Raw genomic sequence first — 20,294 nt, 5'->3', positions numbered from 1 at the left:
TTCGCCCACTTTGAGCAAATTTAAAGGGACTTTTCCCTTTATTTTACTCGACACAGGAAGTGACAAGTTAGCTTAACCTTGGTAAGCGGTTAGATTCATCCCTGAGCGGTTTGTTGCTACAGCGCATGAGCAGCATAGGAAGAGCTATTGCCCCGCCATGCCCGCCAGTTACTCCCAATCCTCACCTTACCACCCGTGCCGCGCCAACCAGTTACTCCCAATTCTCACCTTACCACCCGTACCGCGCCAACCAGTCACTCCAAATCCTCGCCCCACCACCCGCACCACACCTGCCAGTTACTTCAAATCCTCACCGCCCCCCGCCGCGCCTGCCGGCTACAGCGTCGCTGCGTTTATTGCCCGCGCCGCAGCTGCTGGTTATGGCGGATCTTCGCCTCATTGCCCTGCTCGGTAGCCTCGTAGAAGGTCCTCCGGGCAATCGCCTTCGGCAGGTAGTCCTGCTTCACATAGTGACCGGGGAAATTATGCGGATACTGGTAGCCCTCATGGCCGAGCTGGGCCGAGCCTTTATAATGCGTATCCCGCAGATGCAGCGGCACCTCGGCGGATTTCAGATCCTCCAGGCAATCCATAACGTTGGCGATTGCCGTCACGACGCCGTTGGATTTCGGGCTCTCCACCGCGAACAGGATCGCCTGCGTAATGTTCAGCCGGGCCTCCGGCCAGCCGTTGTTGCGGTAGGCATCCAGCGCGCTGACCGCCTGGACCATCGCCTGCGGATTAGCCAGCCCGATATCTTCGCTGCTGGCGGCAATCAGCCGGCGGATGAAGGTCATCGGGTCCATGCCAAGCTTCTCGACGGCATAGAGGAACCAGAACAGGGCGGCATCACTGGAGCCGCGGATGCTCTTATGGAAGGCGGACAGCACATCGTACTGTGTAGACTCATCCGCCTTGACAATCGGCCGGCGGATGGACTCCTCCGCCACCTCCAGGGTAATATGCACGCTGCCGTCCGGCTGAGGAGCCGTGGTCATCGCCGCCAGCTCCAGCGCATTCAAGGCGCGGCGGATGTCGCCGTTAGCCATCGCAGCGATATGCGCAAGCGCTGCTTCATCCGCCTGCAGATCCATGAAGCCCAGTCCGCGTTGCTCGTCGGCAAGCGCCCGCTTCATCGCGATCAGGCTGTGCTCGCTGGTCAGTGACTCCAGCTGGAACAGCGTGGAGCGGCTCATAAGCGCCCCGTTCACATAATGGAACGGGTTCTCAGTTGTGGCGCCGATGAACGTAATCGTGCCCTTCTCCACCGCCGGCAGCAGCGCATCCTGGCGCGAGCTGTTGAAGCGGTGCACCTCGTCCAGGAAAAGGATAGTCTTCGTACCGTACAGCGCCTTATTGCTCTGGGCACGTTCAATGACCTCGCGCACATCCTTTACCGAGGCCTCGACCGCATTCAGCCGGACAAACTCTCCCCGGGTATGATGCGAGATGATATGGGCCAGGGTTGTTTTGCCGCAGCCGGGAGGTCCGTATAACAATATAGAAGAAACCTGATCAGCCTCGATCGCCCGGCGCAGCAGCTTGCCCTGGCCTACAATATGCTCTTGGCCGATATATTCATCAAGATTCCCGGGCCGCATCCGGTCGGCAAGCAGCCGTCCGTTCCCGCTTCCCGTATCTTCACCAAGCGAAAATAAATCCATTATTCCACTTCCCTGCTGTAATCTTGTCTGCTCTATCATACCATACCTGCCGCATCCAGATAAAAAAGAGCATGACCTCGCCACCACCGGCGGGAGCCATGCTCTTCGTTCTAATATTAGAACTTTATGGGATTATGTTCAAAAGATACAGGCTTAGCTGTTCAGCGCCAGCCGCATTTTTGAAATGATTTTGCGGATACTTTCTTCAGATAAGTGGTATCGTTTCTGCAGCTCGTTCACCGAGCAGCCGCTGCTGTGACTGCAGAAGATCTCCTCATTGCGGTTAGCAATTTCTTGCCGGGAGCCGCTGTTCTCGCCCCATTTTACCCGCTGCTCTGTTTTCTTAGGGATGTAGAGCAATTCCCCCTGGATGTAGCCCTGAAGCTCTTCGAGCAAGCCCGGGGGGAGCACATCCTTTCCATTGACGTAACTCACGTTCTATTTCCTCCTTCAACAGGTGTGTTCCGTTAAGCCCGATCACTGCAAAATTAGTGCTAATCATTGCACCTGCCTCCTTTCGTCTCCTCAAATTTGGTAAAAACCCTAAATTCATTATATTAAACCTTACGGTTAGCGTCTACATTCATTGTTCAGCATTGCTTATCAGCAATTTATCAGTGCTATTCTATATATTTGCTAAGGTTGCTTGCTCAATAGTTATACATAAGGAGGCCTTGCGGCCTCCCGTTAATCAGGCTTCCGTCTTAGACGGAAACCACCTCGTATACTGAAAACATTCCAATCAGCCTCCTTCCAGAAGTAATCTTGCCCGGCCGGACACTTATTATTAAGCCATAGGTGCAAGTGAGTTACAAGTTCAAGAATAGTTATAATCGTTCTCCACCTTAGGCCGCAGAAGAATTTTGACGAAAAACTAATTTTTTAGTCGATTAATGTCGAAATATATAATTAATCACCTAGTTAATTCGAGATATGGAAATTAAATTAATCTATACCCTATTTATTCACAAATCCAGGAGGAACCTTCAATGACAACGCCACGGAAGTCCTTTAAACGCTTTTTCCGCATCACCAAGCTCAGAACGGAACTGATGCTGCTGATCACTCTGGCCATTGTGCTCCCTTCACTTGCCCTGGTTCTCATTTCCACAGAGACCGCTGAGTCGGCGCTGCGCACCAAGATGGAGGAAACCACCAATTCAAGCATTCATATCCTGGATAAAACACTCTCGCAATTAATCATGCTGGAGAGTGCAAGTGTTAATGAGCTTGCTTATCAGGTTAGTGCTGCAGACCTCACCGGCAATCCGGCAAAACTGCGGAATCTGATCGATAAATTTAAACTGGAGCATCCTGAAGTGGACATCGTGGCGCTCGGTAACGACCAGGGCCAGTATATGTTCTCTCCCGACTCACAGCTGGCGGATTATGATCCCCGCGTCCGTGACTGGTACATAGATGCACTTAAGGCACCGGACAAAACCTCGGTGATTAATCCTATTTTCTCCAAGGTGACAAACAGTTATATCCTGCCGGTTTCCAGAGCTTTTCCGGATGGCAAGGGAGCGATTACGATCAGCATCAGCATGAATGAGCTTATGGAGCTGACGAAAAATGTCAGTCTCGGCAACAGCGGTTATGTATACATTCTTGACAGCAACAATAAGGTAATCTATCACCCTTCCATGGAAATTGCCGCTGCAGCAACAGATCAGATCATCAGTGAAATGAGCAAAGGCCCGGCAGGAAGAATCTCCTATAATGATGAGGCTGCGGGATCGCAAATGTCCGGCTTCTATATTACCAACGAACAGACTGGCTTCAAAATGGCCGGTGTCCTGCCTGAGGATGAGTACCGGGAGGCAGTATACCCGATTCTGTACAAGTCGGCGATCGTTCTTGCTGCAGCCCTGCTGCTTGCCACTGTCGTAACCTTCCTGATTATCCGCCGGATTACCGGGGCTGTGGAGCGCTTGAACCGTTCCGCCAAGCGGGTAAGTGAAGGGTACCTGGATGAGGCCGTCCATTCAAAACGCAAGGATGAGATCGGGCAGCTGGCCGCCAATTACAATGCCATGGTTGCCTCACTGCGCAGCATGGTGCAGGAGGTTGCGGAGACGTCAGGCCAGCTGGCGGCTGCCAGCGAGCAGCTTACAGCCAGCACCGGGGAGAACAGCAAGGCTGTTGAGTATGTAACCGAGCTGGTCGAGGAATCGACCCGCGGAGTGGAAACCCAAGCTTACGCATCGGCCGAGGTAGCCACAACGATGGATGAGATGTCAACCGGTATTCTCAAGATTGCTTCGGCCTCAGAAGCGATTGTGAATGCTGCTATGCTGACTGAAAAGGATGTTGCAGCCGGCGGCGCCAAAGTGCAGCATGTCCAGGAACAGATGAAAACGATCCGTGAATCGGTTCAGCAGTCCGGCACGCTGATCGCTGAGCTTAACGGGCTAAGTGCAAGGATAGCTGAGACCAGTACGGCTATCTCCGCTATTGCCAAGCAGACCAATCTTTTGTCGCTGAATGCCGGCATTGAAGCGGCCCGCGCCGGAGAACACGGCAGAGGCTTCGCGGTGGTGGCCGGGGAGGTGCGCAAGCTGTCTGAGGCCTCCAACGTCAGTGCAGGCCAGATCCAGGAGACCATCTCGGATATGGTCGACCTGATTGCCAGTGCCTATGATGTAATGAAGCATAAAGTGGTGGGTGATGTGGAGCAGGGAATGACGCTTACGCAGGAAGCAAGCGCAGCCTTCCTGCAGATTGAGCAGTCCACCCGGCATGTGAACGAGCAGATCCATGAGGTGTCGGCGATTACCGAGCAAATGTCAGCCAGCAGCTCAGAAGTAGCCGCATCCGTTCAAGAGATGGCCAACATCGCGAGAGCAGCGCTCGATTCCTTCCAGAGCGTGACGGCAGCGACGGAGGAGCAGCTTGCCTCCATGGAGGAGATCACCTCCTCCTCTGCCGCCCTCTCCGCAATGGCCTCCGACATGCAGGGGCAGGTGGAGCGTTTCCACTTCGAGCCTAAGGCCAAGGCCTGAACCGTCTTCAGGGCAGGGTGCAATATTCCCCCTCCGGCTAGAACAAACTCCGCCCGCAAGGCGATATCAGCATTTGGATCGAACTGGCGGACTTAGGCAATAACCTCTACAACAGTAGTTGGAAAAACGTATCTTAATTTAGATCTTTTGGAGCGTTTGAGGAAATTAATTGGATAATCGTATCTTAATTTCAGGTATTTCCCCGACTTTAACTAATATGCCTTAGATTAAGTGCTATTTTTCCAACTGTTGTTTGAGAAGGACGCTTTCCTTCATAGAGTAAGTGGAGAAAATCCAACTATTCCAGCGACAGCGACAGCCACAGCAACAGTTACAGCGACAGCCAGGCTCATGCTAATGCTAATGCAGTTCCCGGTAACTTTAGCCGCATCAACTCAACAGAGTTATTCATATTGTAAATTGTATACTTTCCTGATCGGCAAAAAACGGGTGCCTCCTTATCCTAAGGATGGCACCCGTTTGCTGTTATTCTTATGCATCTTCAGTAATCCGTCCTACGTGTTCAGTCTGCAGAGGGGCCGTCCCCTGCTTCTTCAGGCAGCGGCCATCCGGAGACGGTCTCCTCTCCAGACGGCTGTATATAAGCCGGCAGCCCGCCGTCATGCAGCAGCCACAGCTCATGCAGTGCGCGTGTACAGCCGACATACATCAGCTTGGCATCCCAGGCTGCCGTTCCATAGTGCGTGCTGTCCGCATCCGCCAGAATGACGGCATCGAACTCCAGCCCCTTGGACAGATATACAGGCAGTATGGACAAGCCGCCGCGGTATTCGGTCATGCTGCCGTCAATCAGATGAATATCGTCGAAATGCCCGGCCAGCTCACCGTACAGCTCCGCCGCTTCCCGCAGGCTGCGGGTCAAGACAGCGACCGTACGGTATTCACGGCCGGAGAGCGCCGTGAGAGCGCTTCTGACAGCACTGAGCCGCTTAGTGCTGCCTGCTGCAGCCTCTTCCGGCAGTGCATCCTCATAAGAGATCAGCCGTACCGGATTTCCGCTGCGGAAGACCGGAACAGCCAGCAGCCCGCTGCCGACGCCGGAGGACAGAATGCCGTTGGCAAACTCAATAATCTCCATCGTCGAACGGTAGCTGCGGGTAAGCGCGTGATACGCCGTGTATTCATCAGCAAACAGCGTCTGCATCTCTTTCCACTCATGAACCCCTTTGTAGGCATGAATCCCCTGGGACAGATCGCCCAGGATGGTGAAGGAATGCCCCTTTACATAGAGGTCCAGCACAGCGATCTGAAACGGGGAGAAATCCTGCGCTTCATCAATCACGATATGATCGAAGCGCTCACTGCCCTCGCTGCCGTTCAGCAGGTAATGAATATAGAGCAGCGGCGGAAGATCCTCCTCGCGCAGAATGCCCTTCTTCAGCTCCTTGACCGTTTCCTTCAGCACGCTCTGCGGAATTTCAGCAGGCGCTTCCGCCGGCCAATCCTCCGGCGTCTTCGCTGCCCGGAAAATCTGCTTATAAATATTCAGCGGCTCATATTTGGGCCATTTGGCGCTGTACGCCTTCTCGCGTGCCGCACCCTTTTTCTTGCGTTCCTTCAGCGCGGCTGCAGACGGGCTCTTCTTCAGCTCCATTTCAATCCAGCGGTGAATCCGCGCCATCACGCGCTCCTTGCGCTTCGCCGGAGGATACGGCGCGTATTCCTCATTATGCCAGCGCAGAATCATCGATCGGCGCAGCACCGCCCCTTCCCACGGGCTGAAATCCCCTTCAGGTACGGCACTCGTCTCCAGCAGCTTCACGCTGGACTCTATGACGCTCATCAGCACTGTAGAGCCCTTGAACCGCCCCGGAGTCTCTTCCGTAATGACGGGCATTGCCCCTGCGGTTTCGAACCAGCGGCTCATGGCCTCCGATGCATTCTGCTCCGGCAGTGTTACGCCCAGCACCTCCGCCGCCCAGTCCGGGAAGGTACTCTGGGCGATATTGCCGACCCCGAGCTCCGGCAGCACATCCGAAATGTAGTCCAGGAACATCCGGTTCGGGGCGAAAATAATCATTTTCTCCGCCGAAACCTGATCCTTATATTGATACAATAAGAACGCCAGCCGGTGCAGGGCCACGGTCGTTTTACCGCTTCCCGCCACGCCCTGGATGATCAGCGCCGTATTCTTGGCCGCCCGGATAATCTTGTCCTGCTCCTCCTGGATCGTCGAGACGATATCCCGCAGCCGGTTATCCTTGTTCTCGCCCAGCCGGTAGACCAGGAATTCGTCGGACACGGCCGGCGCATCGCTCTCCCGGTTGTACGTATCAGCAACCCGCTCCAGAATCTGCTTGCGGATCACCACGTTGCGCTTGAGATAGACCAGCCCTTCAATCAGCCCTTCCGGCGCTTCGTAGGTAGCTGCTTCTGTTCCTCCGGTAAAAGAATAAAACAGGCTTGCCACCGGTGCCCGCCAGTCAATCACTAGCGGACGGTCGCTTACCTGCTCGCGGTCTACGCCGATTTTGCCAATGTACAGCGCCTTGCGTTCTTCCTCGTCATTGCCCTGAAAATCAAGCCGTCCGAAATATGGCTCCTGCCTAAGCTTGGCAAGATCTTTGCGCCTCTGTTCCCTCGAGTCCTCCAGCACCTGCTCCGTGTAATCGTGTCCCGTGTACACGGGAGTGTTACGGAGCCGCTCAAGGGTGGAGTCAATCTCTGTCAGCGCGCGGTTCAGCCTGTCTTCTTCCTCTTGATAGGCACTTTGAAAGTTGTCTTCCAATTTCAGTTACCTCCTAAAAGTTTTGCGAGCAATACTGCACCCGACTTTCCTTCGTGCAAAACTCGCTTCGGAAGCATGCACCTTAAGTGTGTGTGAGCAGTACATCATATCACACCGGGACAGGGAAAGCCAGATATTTCAAGCTGCAGCCGGCTGCTGGCGAAATGATTACACTAGCGTAATGGACAGTCAGCAGTTATCCCATCAGCGCATGCAGTACAAAGTTCGCTACGAACAGCCCGGCAATGCCGTACAGTGCCGGGGGCACATCTTTGCCTTTGCCTACGGCCAGCTTCACAATCGGGTAAGTGATGAAGCCGAAAGCCATACCGTCCACAATGCTATAGGTGAACGGGATCATGACCATGACCAGAAACGCCGGGAACAGCTCAGTCATATCACTGAGATCCATCTCGCGGACACTCTGGACCATCAGTCCGCCGATTACGATCAGAATCGGCGCAATTGCGCTGTCCGGCACGTAGGCCAGCAGCGGAATGAACAGGAACGTGGCCCCGAACAGCAGGCCGGTGACCAGTGAGGTCAGGCCGGAGCGTCCGCCTGCGGCGATACCGGCAGTAGACTCGGCTGCGGCTACGACCGGGCTGCTGCCGAAGAGGCCTGCTGCGATGTTGGCGAGAGACAGTGCCCGCAGACTGCTTTTGAAGCGTTCCGGGCGGCCTGCCATCAAGGTCTGTGAAGAGATAAGCCCGATATTCTCGAAGACCACGATCAGCAGCAGCAGGAACACGGCAATCCAGAAGACGAGGCTGATGAAGCCGCTCCAGTCCATCCCGGCGAACACACCGCCATAGCCGCTGAATACATGCCCTGATTCCTTAGCCGCAGGGGCGTGAGCCGCTCCCAGCAGATAGGCAAGCCCTGTCCCGGCAATCATACTGATCAGCAGGCCGCCGCGCGTACCGCGGATGAACAGGACCAGCGCGAGCAGCAGTGTTACCACCGAAGTGATCACTGCCGGATCACTGAAATGCCCGATGGCGACGAAGGTCGTGGCGTGGGCGATAACAATCCCGCTTTTTTGCAGCCCGATAAATGTCAGGAACAGCCCGATTCCGACAGTAATCGCATGCTGCAGATTATGGGGAATCGCGTCGCTGAGGATGCGGTAGAGTGAGGTAAAGGCCACAACGGCAAACAGTACACCCGTTACTACAACAACGGCCAGTGCCTCGCGCCAGTCCAGCTTCATGGAATGCACAAGCGTATAGGTGAAAAATGCGTTAATCCCCATGCCCGGGACAACGATGATCGGTGTTTTGCCGCCAAAAGCCATCAGCAGGCAGCCTGTAATGGCTGTCAGCAGGGTAGCCACCATTCCCGCCCGCAGCGGCATGCCTGCATCATGCAGAATCGCCGCATTGACCATAACAATATATACTGAAGCGAAATACGAGAGAATTCCTGCCGCCCATTCCTGTTTCCAGTTATCGCCCGGTTCCATCCCTACGCTGTTCCGCCAAAAATTCGCTTTCATGTAACAACCTCCAACTAATGTTAAGTTCCGCTGGCTATTACCCGGTTTGCCTGCTTCGTAATCAGCCGGGCCGGTATAGCTAGTATGCCGGTAATCCCGGATTATATAGGGTGATTCATTATTGCACAGCCGGAGGACCGCAATAAAAGGGCATGCAGCCGGGAACCGGCCTGCACGCCCTTTAGGTCCTGTTAAACTCTACTCAAACGTTATGCCGCCAGCGTCCAGCAGGTCACGAACTGTCGCACTGACCATGATCAGGCCGACTACCGGCGGTACGTAGGAATTACTGGCCGGTGGCTGCTTCGCCTTGCGCCGGTCCGGCGCATTGGCAGGAACAATCTGCTCTGTTACATCCTCACGCGGCTTCACAGGCTTCTCGGTGGAGAATACCACCTTCACGCCTTTCTTGATGCCTTCCTTGCGCAGCTTCGTGCGGATCACGCGGGCAATCGGGTCCATCGTCGTCTTGGAGATGTCGGCTACCTGGAACCGGGTCGGGTCCATTTTGTTAGCCGCCCCCATACTGGAGATCATCGGGATCCCCCGGGTCAGACATTCCTTGATCAGATGAATCTTGTAGATGATCGTATCCGAAGCGTCAATAACATAGTCCGGCTTATAATTGAACAGCTCTTCGTAAGTCTCCTCGGTGTAGAACATGTTCAGCGCAATCGCTTCGCATTCCGGATTGATCAGCTTGATGCGGTCAACCATCAGATCGGTTTTGTTCTGGCCGATTGTCGTTGTCAGCGCATGAATCTGGCGGTTGATATTGGTAATATCGACCGAATCCTTATCAATCAGGATAATACGGCCGATACCGGTCCGGGCGAGAGCTTCCACAGCCATCGCGCCTACTCCGCCAATCCCCAGCACAGCAACTGTGCTGTTCTTCATAATATCCAGGCCTTCCGGTCCAATTGCCAGTTCTGTACGCGAGAACTGATTCAGCATAATGTCAGCCTCCTTATGCAAGCCTGCGGGGCGCAGCTGCTTGAGTCCGCCTCTGTCACCCCGCCGCATATTTATAATTTATTTCTTTTCTTTTTCCGGTTTCGGTGCCAATTTGATGTGCAGCTGCTCCAGTTGTGCTGCATCCACCGGGGACGGGGCATCCATCAGCAGATCGGTTGCACTTGCCGTTTTAGGGAAGGCAATCGTCTCACGCAGATTGGTGCGGCCGGCCAGCAGCATAATCAGACGGTCGAAACCAAACGCGATGCCGCCGTGCGGAGGCGTGCCATATTCGAAGGCATCCATCAGATAGCCGAATTTCTCATAGGCCAGCTCCGGCGAGAAGCCCAGGGCATCGAACATTTTCTCCTGAACATCACGTTTGTAGATACGCTGGGAGCCGCCGCCCACTTCATAACCGTTAAGCACGATATCATAAGCCTGCGCACGGATCGCACCCGGATCAGTGTCAAACAGGTGCAGGTCTTCGTCCATTGGACGGGTGAACGGATGGTGTTCAGCCATATAACGTTTCTGTTCTTCATCATAGCTGAGCAGCGGGAATTCAGTTACCCAGGCAAATTTGAACACACTGTCGTCGATCAGGCCAAGCTGGCGTCCGATCTTCAGGCGAAGTGCACCAAGCACATCAGCTACGACCTTCTTCGTATCAGCGGAGAAGAGCAGAAGGTCGCCTTCTTCGGCACCTGTACGTTCTCTCACGGCAGCAATTTCCTCTTCGGAGAAGAACTTCACAATCGGTCCTTTGAACTCACCGTCTTTGACTTGAATCCAGGCCAGGCCTTTGGCGCCATAGCGGGCAGCATAAGGTCCGAGGTCATCAATCTCCTTACGGGTCCAAGTGCCGCAGCCCTTGGCATTGAGACATTTCACTTCTCCGCCCTTCTCAATTACGGAAGCGAATACCTTCACGCCGCTGGCAGCAACGATGTCGTTCATCTCAACCAGCTCCAGGCCGAACCGCAGGTCAGGCTTGTCAGAACCATATTTGCCGATCGCTTCAGCATAAGTCAGACGCTGGAACGGCAGGGCAACCTCTACGCCGATCGTTTCCTTCAGCAGGCGCTGCATCAGCTGCTCCATCATGGCCAGCAGTTCATCCTGCGGCATGAAGGAGGTCTCGATGTCGAACTGGGTGAATTCCGGCTGGCGGTCTGCGCGCAGGTCCTCATCGCGGAAACAGCGGGCCATCTGGTAATAACGCTCAATCCCGCCGACCATCAGCAGCTGCTTATAGATCTGCGGAGACTGCGGAAGCGCGAAGAATTCGCCTTCATGCACACGGCTTGGCACGAGATAATCACGTGCGCCTTCCGGTGAGCTTTTGGTCAAAATCGGTGTTTCAATATCAATGAAGCCTTCACTGTCCAGAAAGTCGCGGAAGATCTTCGCCGCTTTGGAGCGGAGCAGCAGCGTCTTGTGCATCTCAGGACGGCGCAGATCCAGGTAACGGTATTTCATCCGCAGCGATTCATCGACTTCCACACCGTCTTCAATGAAGAACGGAGGGGTCTTCGCAGCATTCAGCACTTCGATGTCTGTAATCTGTACTTCAATCTCGCCGGTCGGCAGGTTGCGGTTGATCGTTTCATCATCCCGTTTAACCACTTTACCTGTTACAGCCAGCACGTATTCACTGCGAACCTTATCGGCAATCTGCAGCGCTTCTCCGGAATAGTCGGGGTTAAATACAATCTGCACAATCCCTGTACGGTCGCGCAGGTCAATAAATAGTACGCCCCCAAGGTCACGGCGGGTCTGTACCCAGCCGTTCAGTGTTACGGTCTCGCCAATGCTTGCCGTTGTTAATTGTCCGCAGTTATGGGTTCTGCTCATCTTTTATCCTACCCCTTCATCGTTAAAATTACATGTATTTGAGCGGATGGCTGCATCCGCCTTGCACAACGTTCTAAGCCTAGTTCAGCGCCTGCGCCAGCTCATCCAGCTTCACTGTCCGCTGCTCGCCGGTTTCCATCGATTTCAGGGCGATCACGCCGCCCTTCAGCTCATCTTCGCCAAGAATCGCTGTATACCGGGCCGACATGCGGTCCGCCGACTTCATCTGTGCCTTCATCTTGCGTCCCAGGTAATCGCGCTCGGCGGAGAAGCCCAGGCTGCGCAGGTGGAACAGCTGCTTCGTAATCTCCAGGTCCGCGGCTTCACCCAGTGCGACAAAATACACATCAAGCGGCTTCGCCTGCTCCAGCTCCACACCCTGATTCTCCAGAATCAGCAGAATGCGTTCCAGACCAATACCGAAACCGATGCCCGGCTGATCCGGTCCTCCGATTTCCTCCACGAGGCCGTTATACCGGCCGCCGCCGCCAACTGTATCGATAGAACCGATACCCGCTGCTTTATACTCAAACGCTGTATGCGTGTAATAATCCAGGCCGCGCACGAGACGGGGATTGATGCTGTACTCCACGCCCATAACGTCCAAGTGACCTTTTACCTTGGCAAAATGCTCTGTACATTCTTCATCCAGACTGTCCAGAATCGACGGTGCACCGCCGAATTTATCCTGGTCGACCTTGCAGTCCAGCACGCGCAGCGGGTTGCGTTCCATCCGGCGCTGGCAGTCACTGCACAGATTGTCTCTCATCGGTCTCAGGAAATCGAGCAGCTTCTCCCGGTAAGCCGCACGGCTCGGCGCGTTGCCTACAGAATTCAGCTCCACCCGTACATCCTTCAGCCCCAGGTCAATGTAGAACTGGTAGCCGAGCGAGATGACTTCGGCATCAATTGCCGGATCAACCGCTCCGAAGGCTTCTATGCCGAACTGGTGGAACTGGCGGTAACGGCCCGCCTGGGGGCGCTCATAACGGAACATCGGGCCGATATAATACAGCTTGCTGACATCCGGCTCGCCATACAGCTTGTTCTGCACATACGCCCGGACAACACCGGCGGTCCCTTCGGGACGCAGCGCCAGATCACGGTCACCCTTATCCTTGAAGGTGTACATTTCCCCTTCGACAATATCCGTTGTTTCACCTACGCCGCGCTCGAACAGCCCGGTGTGCTCGAACATTGGCGTGCGGATCTCCCGGTAGTTGAACCGGCGGCACAGATCTCTGGCCTTCCCCTCAACAACCTGCCATTTCTCCACTGCACCCGGAAGCACATCCTGCGTACCGGTTGGTTTCTCGAATCTTTCTTTAGCCACAGCCTATCCCTCCTGAAAATAACCCCTCATCAAAAAACAACAAAAAATCCCCCGCCCTGTTCATTACAAACAGGGACGAGGGATTATCATAACCAATAATTCACCCGTGGTACCACCCACATTCCGGATCAGTGCAGCAGCTGCGCTGCTTCATAATCCGCTCAAAGCGGTTAACGCCCGCCTACGCGCAAGTCGGTTACTGGCCTTAGGCAACCTGCTGCTGCCTGCGTTCACCGTGCGTTCTCGGGGAGGTCATTCATCCGCTCATCAACAGAATCCTTACAGCCATGCGGATTATGCTGTACCGTCCTTCACCTGGGCGGCAGCTTAACCAGCGGGATTCCTCTCTGGGGTTGTGGGTTACGGATTACTTGGTCCCGTCATCAAAACGTTATAACATATCGTATATTGTTAGATTCTACTGAACCACTGCGCTAAAGTCAAGGAATGAATTGAATTTGCCTGCCAAAACCGCGCGCATGGCATATAAAGGCAGATATTGGCGAAAGAGCGCAATTTCAGTCGAATTGCGTCAGGACTTCAGCGGTCAAACCCTGACGAAACGGACTGAGCATCCGCTATTGGGTGAAATCCGGCGAAATTACGGGGCAAACGGACTCAGAATCCGTTAACAGGCCTGCTATGCCTATTTCGGGCTCAAATCAATTAAATGGCGGAATTCCAGTCCGCTTAACCCTGTATATTGAGCATTTTCAGGAAATAAGCGCTTCTCAGTCCGCCACGTGCTCAAACTGCGCTGTTACCCTGTTCTGCACAGCTGCCCAAGAGCGAAATGGCTTGATTCCCCACGCGGTCGGCATTGTATTCGGTTTTCCGCATACATTTGGCTTGATTCCCCACGCGGTGGCATATTGTATTCGATTTTCCGCACACATTTCAAAAAAAATGACCTGCAGCCGATTGCTGCAGGTCCATCATCATATATTATAAAAAAGGGGGTCATGCTTCTATTATAAACACGCTATATTTCGGAATCATGAATGTAATATTACAGTTGCATTACAGAAAAGAAAGCGTTTTATTGCGTCGTCCAGGCCCGTGTAAAACTCTACACATTAGATTACACTACATCCCTATTCCCTGTCTAGGGAATTCATTCCGCTTCCCCTCGCAGCAGCGGATCTCCTGACAACACAACAGCTCCAGCCTCTCCGCAGCGGAGGACTGGAGCTATCGGTACGACCGGACTAAGCTATGCCTATACCTGCTTAATCAAAAATCTCCACATAAGCCTGCTTGCCGCGCAGAACCTCTACAACCTCATTGTAGTGGTTCTCAGCTACTTTTAGGTCCATTACATAATGCAGGTTCTCCAGATCGCTATCCTTGAGATCGGAGCCGTTATGGACCTCTCCTGCTGTACGCTCATCATCCACACGCCCCGAATCATCATCCAAAGCTACGCCCGGAACAATCGCCGCCCCAGTGAGCGGTCCTGCCGCGCCTCCTGTGCTGTATACTCCTCCGGCAGCTGTAGCCGAGGTATTAAAAGGAGCCAGCGGAACCAGAATGTTGCGCCGGCTATTGCGGCCGGTATCCAGGGGATCCGTTAACGCAGATACTTCAATACCTTCTACACCATAAGGAATCAATGCTGTCTTGGCACCTTCCGCCGCGTCTTCTGAGCTGAAATAGGCTTGGATTCTTTTCGTCATGTTAATCCCTCCTAAGTTAGTTGAGTAACCATTCCCTTAATCATTCCCGTCAAGCTTGTATTACAACACCTTAAGCAGCTCACGCACAAATGCGGGCTCATCCTTGGGTGTGCGTGAAGTAATATAATTTCCGTCCACCACGACCTCTTCATCCTTGAATTCCGCCCCGGCATTAATGATGTCATCCTTCAGCGGCGGATAGGAGGTTAGGGTACGGCCCTGCAGCAGCCCGGCGCTGATCAGAATCTGCGGCCCGTGACAAATGGCGGCAATAGGCTTGCCTGCTTCATCGGCATCCTGCACAAATTGCAGGATATCCGGGTTCAGGCGGAGATTCTCCGGCGAGGAACCGCCCGGAATGACTACAGCGTCATAATCTTGTGCCTGTACGTCGCTGATAGCCTTGTCGGACGCATAAGAGACGTTCCCCTTCTTGCCCAGCAGCGTCTCATTCGCCTTCAGGCCAATAATGTCTGCCTGATGGCCTGCCTGCAGGACTTCATCATAAGGCACCTTCATTTCCGAATCTTCAAAACCGTCTGCGAGCAGAAATGCTACTTTACTCATGAGATGGAGTTCTCCTCTCTACGCTGTTCTGTTCTCGTCATTCTATTACCCGCAATAAGCGGATTTCTAACGAGGCCTGGCCAGTTTTGCAAATTCTGCTATACAAACCCTTTCTGTGCACAGTAAAATGCCCCACAAATTAATCCCGCAAAGTGAAGCTCTGACTCAGGGTGATTATCCAAGTACTTTGCCAAAAACCGCAGCCCCTGCCCTTTAAGTGCGCGGCAGAAGGCCGCGGCTTCTGCCCTTGAGGATCTGCAGCTCCTTCTCATCCCCGCCTGCTCTTGCTACCGCAAAGGCCTCAGGCATCGAGCCCGCCGTATAGCCCTGAATACTGTTCCACGTCCAAGCTTTTTGCGAATATCTCATGCTCTATGCTCCCCGTTAATAACGATAATTGGTGGTCCATCCCTAGTTTATCCATAGGCGGATAGCAATATCCCACCGGGCAAAATCCTTCGGACAGGCAGAGACGCGCCGGGACGGACAAGGCTGCACAGCAAAAAGACCCCAACACGGGGTCCGGAAGTTCGCTGTAATTCTCTCAGCTTGCTATTCAACTCAACTGTTCCTTCACCTGCTAACTGCGTCTGTCCGCGGAGCCGCCCGCTTCAGCGCTCAGGCCCGGCTGTCCAGCAGCAGGGTAACCGGCCCCCAGTTCGTCAGGGCAACGTCCATCATCGCACCAAACACGCCGGTCTCCACCTGAAGCCCGCCTCTGCGCAGCTCCTCGTTGAAGTAGTCGTAGAGCCGCTCTGCCTCGGCCGGAGCCGCAGCAGCCATGAAGTTCGGGCGGCGCCCCTTGCGGCAGTCGCCGTATAATGTGAACTGCGAGACCGACAGGATAGCTCCTCCGGTATCGGTTACGCTGAAGTTCATTTTACCGGCTTCATCCTCAAAAATGCGCAGTCCCGCTACTTTGTCCGCCAAATATTTGGCATCCTTCTCCGTATCCTCGTGGGTTACGCCGACCAGCAGCATCAAGCCTTCGCCAATCGCCCCGGTTACGGTTCCGTCTACCGTCACGCTGGAATCCTTGCAGCGCTGCACAACTACTCTCATGCCTAACTTCAGCTCCTTGCCCTATTGCATAATGCGGTTAACCGTATATACATCCTTTACACGCTTCACCTTATCCACCACAGACTGCAGGTGATCGGTGTTGCGGATCAGAATCGTCATATGAATCATCGCCATCTTGTTCTTGTCGGAGCGTCCCGTAACCGCCGAGATATTCGTCTTGCTCTCCGATACTGCCTGCAGCACTTCATTCAGCAGCCCGTTGCGGTCATGGCCGGTAATCTCGATATCGACGCTGTAGTTGGCCTCCATACTGCCTTCCCATTCCACTTCGATCACGCGTGCAGATTCTTCCCCGTCCCCTTCACTCGGAATGTTCGGGCAGTCCTCACGGTGTACCGACACCCCGCGTCCGCGGGTTACATAACCGATAATATCGTCGCCCGGCACGGGATTACAACATCGTGCGAAGCGGACAAGCAGATTATCAATGCCTTTGACGCGTACGCCGTTGGTCGGCTGGGTGCGCTTCTCGCCGCTGGACTTGATCTCCTTCATCTCTGAAGTCAGCTCTAAGTGGCCTGCGGCTTCTTCCTGCTCCTTACGCAGCTTCTCCGTCAGCCTGGAGGCAATCTGTGAAGCGGTAATGCCCCCGAAGCCTACAGCAGACAGCATATCCTCCACATCGTTGAAGGCAAATTTCTTCGCTGCCTCCGACAATTTATCTTCCGTCAGCCAGTCAGAGACCTCTACATTCAGGCGCTTCAGCTCGCGTTCAATGGCCTCACGGCCTTTTTCGACATTCTCTTCACGCTTCTCTTTCTTGAACCACTGCTTGATCTTGCTCCGCGCATGGGAAGACTGGGCAATCTTCAGCCAGTCCCGGCTGGGTCCGTACGAGTTCTTCGAGGTCAGAATCTCCACGATATCTCCCGTCTTCAGCTTATGGTCCAGCGGCACAATACGGCCGTTCACCTTAGAGCCGATCGTCCGGTTGCCGACCTCGGTATGAATGCGGAAGGCGAAATCAAGCGGCACCGAACCGGCCGGCAGCTCCACAACCTCACCTTTTGGCGTGAATACGAAGACCAGGTCGGAGAAAAAGTCCATTTTGAGCGATTCCACAAATTCTTCCGCGTCCTTCGCCTCATGCTGCAGCTCCAGAATCTCACGGAAAAACGGCATCCGGTTCTCCGGATTGACATTGTTGCTGCTGCCTTCCTTATACGCCCAGTGGGCGGCAATCCCGAATTCGGCTGTACGGTGCATTTCCCAGGTCCGGATCTGTACCTCTGTAGGCTCCCCTCCGGGACCGACTACCGTTGTATGCAAAGACTGGTACATATTCGCCTTGGGCATAGCAATATAATCCTTGAACCGGCCAGGCATCGGCTTCCAAAGAGTATGAATAATTCCTAAAGTGGCATAACAATCCTTAATATTATCAACGATGATACGGATCGCCAGCAGATCATAAATCTCATTGAACTGCTTGTTCTTCGTGCTCATTTTGTTATATACACTGTAAATATGCTTCGGGCGTCCGGAAAGATCGCCTTCGATGCCCATTTCATCCAGCTTGGCGCGGATCCGGCCGATAACGCTGTCGATGAACTGCTCACGCTCAGCCCGCTTCTTGTGTACAAGATTGGCAATCCGGTAATACTGCTGCGGGTTCAGATAACGGAGGGCAATATCCTCCATCTCCCATTTAATCGCCGAGATCCCCAGACGGTCAGCAATGGGACAAAAAATCTCCAGTGTCTCATAGGAAATACGCCGCTGGCTCTCCTCTGACTGGTACTTCAGCGTGCGCATATTATGCAGACGGTCCGCCAGCTTGATCACAATCACCCGGATATCCTGGGCCATGGCGATGAACATTTTACGGTAATTCTCGTTCTGCTGCTCTTCCTTGGAGCGGAAGCGGATGCGTTCCAGCTTCGTCAGACCGTCCACCAGCATGGCGCAGGTATCGCCAAATTTCGCACGGATCTGGTCCAGGGACACCGTCGTATCTTCCACAACATCATGCAGCAGCGCAGCAATAATGGATATAACATCCATTTGCATATTGACGACAATATCTGCGACCGCCAGCGGATGCAGAATGTATGGCTCCCCCGACTTCCGGACCTGCCCGTGATGGGCCTGATCGGCAAACTCGTAAGCTTCGCGGATGCGGAGAAGATCTTTTTCTTTTATATAGGCGCCGGCCTTTTCGGTTAATTGCTCTATGCCCATTCTCGTCGTATCCGTTTCCCTTCTATAATAAAATGAACCCGCAAGCTATGCAGAATTTGCAGGTTCCATATGTTCAAAGCTGCAGTACGTACAGATTAAAGTTGTCTATAATTATGACGCTTGCGGAGGATTACGTCAACACTTGCCATAGCGTGACATTCCTGTAAGATAAAGACCCTAAGAATAGACAATTTTGTGGCATGCATAAAAATGTTGTTGTAAAAACCCGCCGATCTATTTAATCTAGTAAAGGCGGTTTTTTCAACCTGCTGAAAGTGATATCTCAAATTAGATCAGAAAGAGAAGTGAACTCCATTGCAACGCGAAATTCAAGTTAACGAAAGACTCCCTTGGGGCCCGGGCTTCCTCCTGAGTCTTCAGCATTTGTTCGCCATGTTCGGCAGCACAGTGCTTGTCCCCAATCTGTTCGGGGTAGATCCCGGCATGATCCTGCTGATGAATGGTATCGGCACCCTGCTTTACATTTTGATCTGCCGCGGCAAAATTCCCGCATACCTTGGTTCAAGCTTTGCCTTCATCTCGCCGGTATTAAGTGTTCTTGCCGATCATAAAGGCGATCATGAGCATGGATATTCGCTTGCACTTGGCGCATTTATTGTTACCGGTGTTATTTTCATTCTTGTTGCTTTGCTCGTGCGTTATGCCGGAACCGGCTGGATTGATGTAGTGTTCCCTCCGGCAGTTATGGGTGCTATCGTTGCTACCATCGGACTTGAGCTTGTTCCTGTAGCCGCACGCATGGCCGGGCTGATTGCTCCTGAAGGCGTTGCTGCTGCGGACTGGACTCCTGATAGCAAAGCTATTATTTTATCCATGGTTACACTCGGTGTCACTGTTATCGGTTCCGTGTTATTCCGCGGTTTCCCCAAAATCATTCATATCCTCATCGGTATCGTTACCGGTTACGTACTCGCTTATTTCATGGGTGTGGTCAACACCTCGGCGATTTCCGAAGCTTCTTTCCTCTCCCATCCAACAATTATCACCCCATCCTTTGACTGGTCGGTAATTTTCACGATTATCCCTGTATCGCTTGTTGTTATTGTTGAGCATATCGGCCACTTGCTGGTTACCAGCAATATTGTCGGCAAGGATCTGACCAAGGATCCGGGACTGGACCGCTCGCTGATGGGTAACGGGATTTCTACGGTGCTTTCCGGATTTATGGGTTCGACACCGAATACCACTTATGGTGAAAATATCGGTGTTATGGCCCTTACCAAGGTTTACTCAGTATACGTAATTGCCGGCGCTGCGGTGATTGCCATTGTGCTCTCGTTCTCCGGAACGTTCTCGTCAGTCATTGCCAATATTCCCCAGCCGGTAATGGGCGGTGTATCCCTGCTGCTGTTCGGTGTCATTGCCGCTTCAGGTCTGCGTATCTTCGTAGAGCAGAAGGTTGATTTCTCCAAAGCAACCAACATGATTCTTGCTACTCTGGTTCTGGTTGTCGGCATCAGCGGCATTTCGCTGACTATCGGCGGTGTAGTGCTCAAAGGTATGGCACTGGCTACAATCGTCGGTATGGTTCTTGCCCTGCTGTTCAAGCTGATCGAAGTTCTTGGGTTGTCCAATGAGCAGGAAGCTGACAAATCGGCGCATTAAATAGTTACTTTCATCTCATAGTTGAATTTCAAACCGGAAAGCAAAAAGCGGACTGCTGTCACATTCGACAGCAGTCCGCTTTATATTTCCCGGGAAAA

The 20,294-nt window shown here is 53.4% G+C and carries 15 protein-coding genes; 3 read left to right on the top strand and 12 right to left on the bottom strand.

Annotated elements, in window-relative coordinates; translation table 11 throughout:
- Nucleotides 1-353: 353 nt before the first annotated feature.
- Nucleotides 354-1,664 (bottom strand): replication-associated recombination protein A, encoded by a 1,311-nt coding sequence (locus tag LOS79_RS32915; RefSeq protein WP_315415331.1) that lies wholly within the window; start codon nt 1,662-1,664, stop codon nt 354-356.
- Between the two features lie 153 nt (nt 1,665-1,817).
- Nucleotides 1,818-2,099 carry a CD3324 family protein gene (locus LOS79_RS32910; RefSeq protein WP_315415329.1) on the bottom strand — a complete coding sequence of 94 codons (282 nt, stop codon included), beginning with the start codon at nt 2,097-2,099 and terminating at the stop codon, nt 1,818-1,820.
- Between the two features lie 554 nt (nt 2,100-2,653).
- On the opposite strand from LOS79_RS32910, the gene LOS79_RS32905 reads away from it, so the two are divergent.
- On the top strand, nt 2,654-4,669 hold the full coding sequence (locus LOS79_RS32905) for a methyl-accepting chemotaxis protein (protein ID WP_315415327.1): 2,016 nt from the start codon (nt 2,654-2,656) through the stop codon (nt 4,667-4,669).
- 523 nt (nt 4,670-5,192) lie between these two features.
- On the opposite strand, the gene LOS79_RS32900 is transcribed toward LOS79_RS32905, so the two are convergent.
- The 5 genes from LOS79_RS32900 to hisS form a co-directional block, all read right to left on the bottom strand.
- Nucleotides 5,193-7,418 (bottom strand): HelD family protein, encoded by a 2,226-nt coding sequence (locus LOS79_RS32900; RefSeq protein ID WP_315415325.1) that lies wholly within the window; start codon nt 7,416-7,418, stop codon nt 5,193-5,195.
- A gap of 196 nt (nt 7,419-7,614) precedes the next feature.
- Nucleotides 7,615-8,916 carry an NCS2 family permease gene (locus tag LOS79_RS32895; RefSeq protein WP_315415324.1) on the bottom strand — a complete coding sequence of 434 codons (1,302 nt, stop codon included), beginning with the start codon at nt 8,914-8,916 and terminating at the stop codon, nt 7,615-7,617.
- Between the two features lie 198 nt (nt 8,917-9,114).
- Nucleotides 9,115-9,873 (bottom strand): tRNA threonylcarbamoyladenosine dehydratase, encoded by a 759-nt coding sequence (locus LOS79_RS32890; protein WP_315415323.1) that lies wholly within the window; start codon nt 9,871-9,873, stop codon nt 9,115-9,117.
- 78 nt (nt 9,874-9,951) lie between these two features.
- Nucleotides 9,952-11,730, bottom strand: a complete 1,779-nt coding sequence (gene aspS, locus LOS79_RS32885; RefSeq protein WP_315415322.1) for an aspartate--tRNA ligase — start codon at nt 11,728-11,730, stop codon at nt 9,952-9,954.
- A 79-nt stretch (nt 11,731-11,809) separates the two neighbouring features.
- A complete protein-coding gene (hisS, locus tag LOS79_RS32880) occupies nt 11,810-13,063 on the bottom strand; it encodes a histidine--tRNA ligase (RefSeq protein WP_315415321.1) in 1,254 nt (417 codons plus the stop codon).
- A 106-nt stretch (nt 13,064-13,169) separates the two neighbouring features.
- On the opposite strand from hisS, the gene LOS79_RS32875 reads away from it, so the two are divergent.
- Nucleotides 13,170-13,394 carry a hypothetical protein gene (locus LOS79_RS32875; protein ID WP_315415320.1) on the top strand — a complete coding sequence of 75 codons (225 nt, stop codon included), beginning with the start codon at nt 13,170-13,172 and terminating at the stop codon, nt 13,392-13,394.
- A gap of 898 nt (nt 13,395-14,292) precedes the next feature.
- Here LOS79_RS32875 and LOS79_RS32870 read toward each other — a convergent pair.
- The 5 genes from LOS79_RS32870 to LOS79_RS32850 all read right to left on the bottom strand — a co-directional run bounded on the left by LOS79_RS32870 (nt 14,293) and on the right by LOS79_RS32850 (nt 18,570).
- A complete protein-coding gene (locus tag LOS79_RS32870; RefSeq protein ID WP_315415318.1) occupies nt 14,293-14,739 on the bottom strand; it encodes a hypothetical protein in 447 nt (148 codons plus the stop codon).
- 60 nt (nt 14,740-14,799) lie between these two features.
- Complete coding sequence (locus LOS79_RS32865; protein ID WP_315415316.1) at nt 14,800-15,306, bottom strand: type 1 glutamine amidotransferase domain-containing protein; 507 nt, start codon at nt 15,304-15,306, stop codon at nt 14,800-14,802.
- A gap of 213 nt (nt 15,307-15,519) precedes the next feature.
- Nucleotides 15,520-15,675: a hypothetical protein gene (locus tag LOS79_RS32860; RefSeq protein WP_315415314.1), complete on the bottom strand. Its 156-nt coding sequence runs from the start codon at nt 15,673-15,675 to the stop codon at nt 15,520-15,522.
- Nucleotides 15,676-15,924: 249 nt separating this feature from the next.
- Nucleotides 15,925-16,368 (bottom strand): D-aminoacyl-tRNA deacylase, encoded by a 444-nt coding sequence (gene dtd, locus LOS79_RS32855; protein ID WP_315415313.1) that lies wholly within the window; start codon nt 16,366-16,368, stop codon nt 15,925-15,927.
- Between the two features lie 21 nt (nt 16,369-16,389).
- A complete protein-coding gene (locus LOS79_RS32850; RefSeq protein ID WP_315415312.1) occupies nt 16,390-18,570 on the bottom strand; it encodes a RelA/SpoT family protein in 2,181 nt (726 codons plus the stop codon).
- Between the two features lie 315 nt (nt 18,571-18,885).
- On the opposite strand from LOS79_RS32850, the gene uraA reads away from it, so the two are divergent.
- Entirely contained in the window at nt 18,886-20,196 is a 1,311-nt protein-coding gene (uraA, locus tag LOS79_RS32845; RefSeq protein WP_315415310.1) for a uracil permease, read from the top strand.
- Nucleotides 20,197-20,294: the final 98 nt, after the last annotated feature.

The sequence above is a fragment of the Paenibacillus sp. MMS20-IR301 genome (assembly GCF_032302195.1).
Lineage (GTDB): Bacteria > Bacillota > Bacilli > Paenibacillales > Paenibacillaceae > Paenibacillus_AQ.
Note: the sequence above shows the minus strand (reverse complement) of the source record. Positions and strands in the feature narration are given on the sequence as shown.

What these genes read in the sequence shown, in the direction of transcription:
- LOS79_RS32915 (WP_315415331.1), bottom strand. Translation starts at nt 1,664, where the DNA reads ATGGATTTATTTTCGCTTGGTGAAGATACGGGAAGCGGGAACGGACGG.
- LOS79_RS32905 (WP_315415327.1), top strand. Translation starts at nt 2,654, where the DNA reads ATGACAACGCCACGGAAGTCCTTTAAACGCTTTTTCCGCATCACCAAG.
- LOS79_RS32895 (WP_315415324.1), bottom strand. Translation starts at nt 8,916, where the DNA reads ATGAAAGCGAATTTTTGGCGGAACAGCGTAGGGATGGAACCGGGCGAT.
- LOS79_RS32890 (WP_315415323.1), bottom strand. Translation starts at nt 9,873, where the DNA reads ATGCTGAATCAGTTCTCGCGTACAGAACTGGCAATTGGACCGGAAGGC.
- aspS (WP_315415322.1), bottom strand. Translation starts at nt 11,730, where the DNA reads ATGAGCAGAACCCATAACTGCGGACAATTAACAACGGCAAGCATTGGC.
- LOS79_RS32870 (WP_315415318.1), bottom strand. Translation starts at nt 14,739, where the DNA reads ATGACGAAAAGAATCCAAGCCTATTTCAGCTCAGAAGACGCGGCGGAA.
- LOS79_RS32865 (WP_315415316.1), bottom strand. Translation starts at nt 15,306, where the DNA reads ATGAGTAAAGTAGCATTTCTGCTCGCAGACGGTTTTGAAGATTCGGAA.
- LOS79_RS32860 (WP_315415314.1), bottom strand. Translation starts at nt 15,675, where the DNA reads ATGAGATATTCGCAAAAAGCTTGGACGTGGAACAGTATTCAGGGCTAT.
- dtd (WP_315415313.1), bottom strand. Translation starts at nt 16,368, where the DNA reads ATGAGAGTAGTTGTGCAGCGCTGCAAGGATTCCAGCGTGACGGTAGAC.
- LOS79_RS32850 (WP_315415312.1), bottom strand. Translation starts at nt 18,570, where the DNA reads ATGGGCATAGAGCAATTAACCGAAAAGGCCGGCGCCTATATAAAAGAA.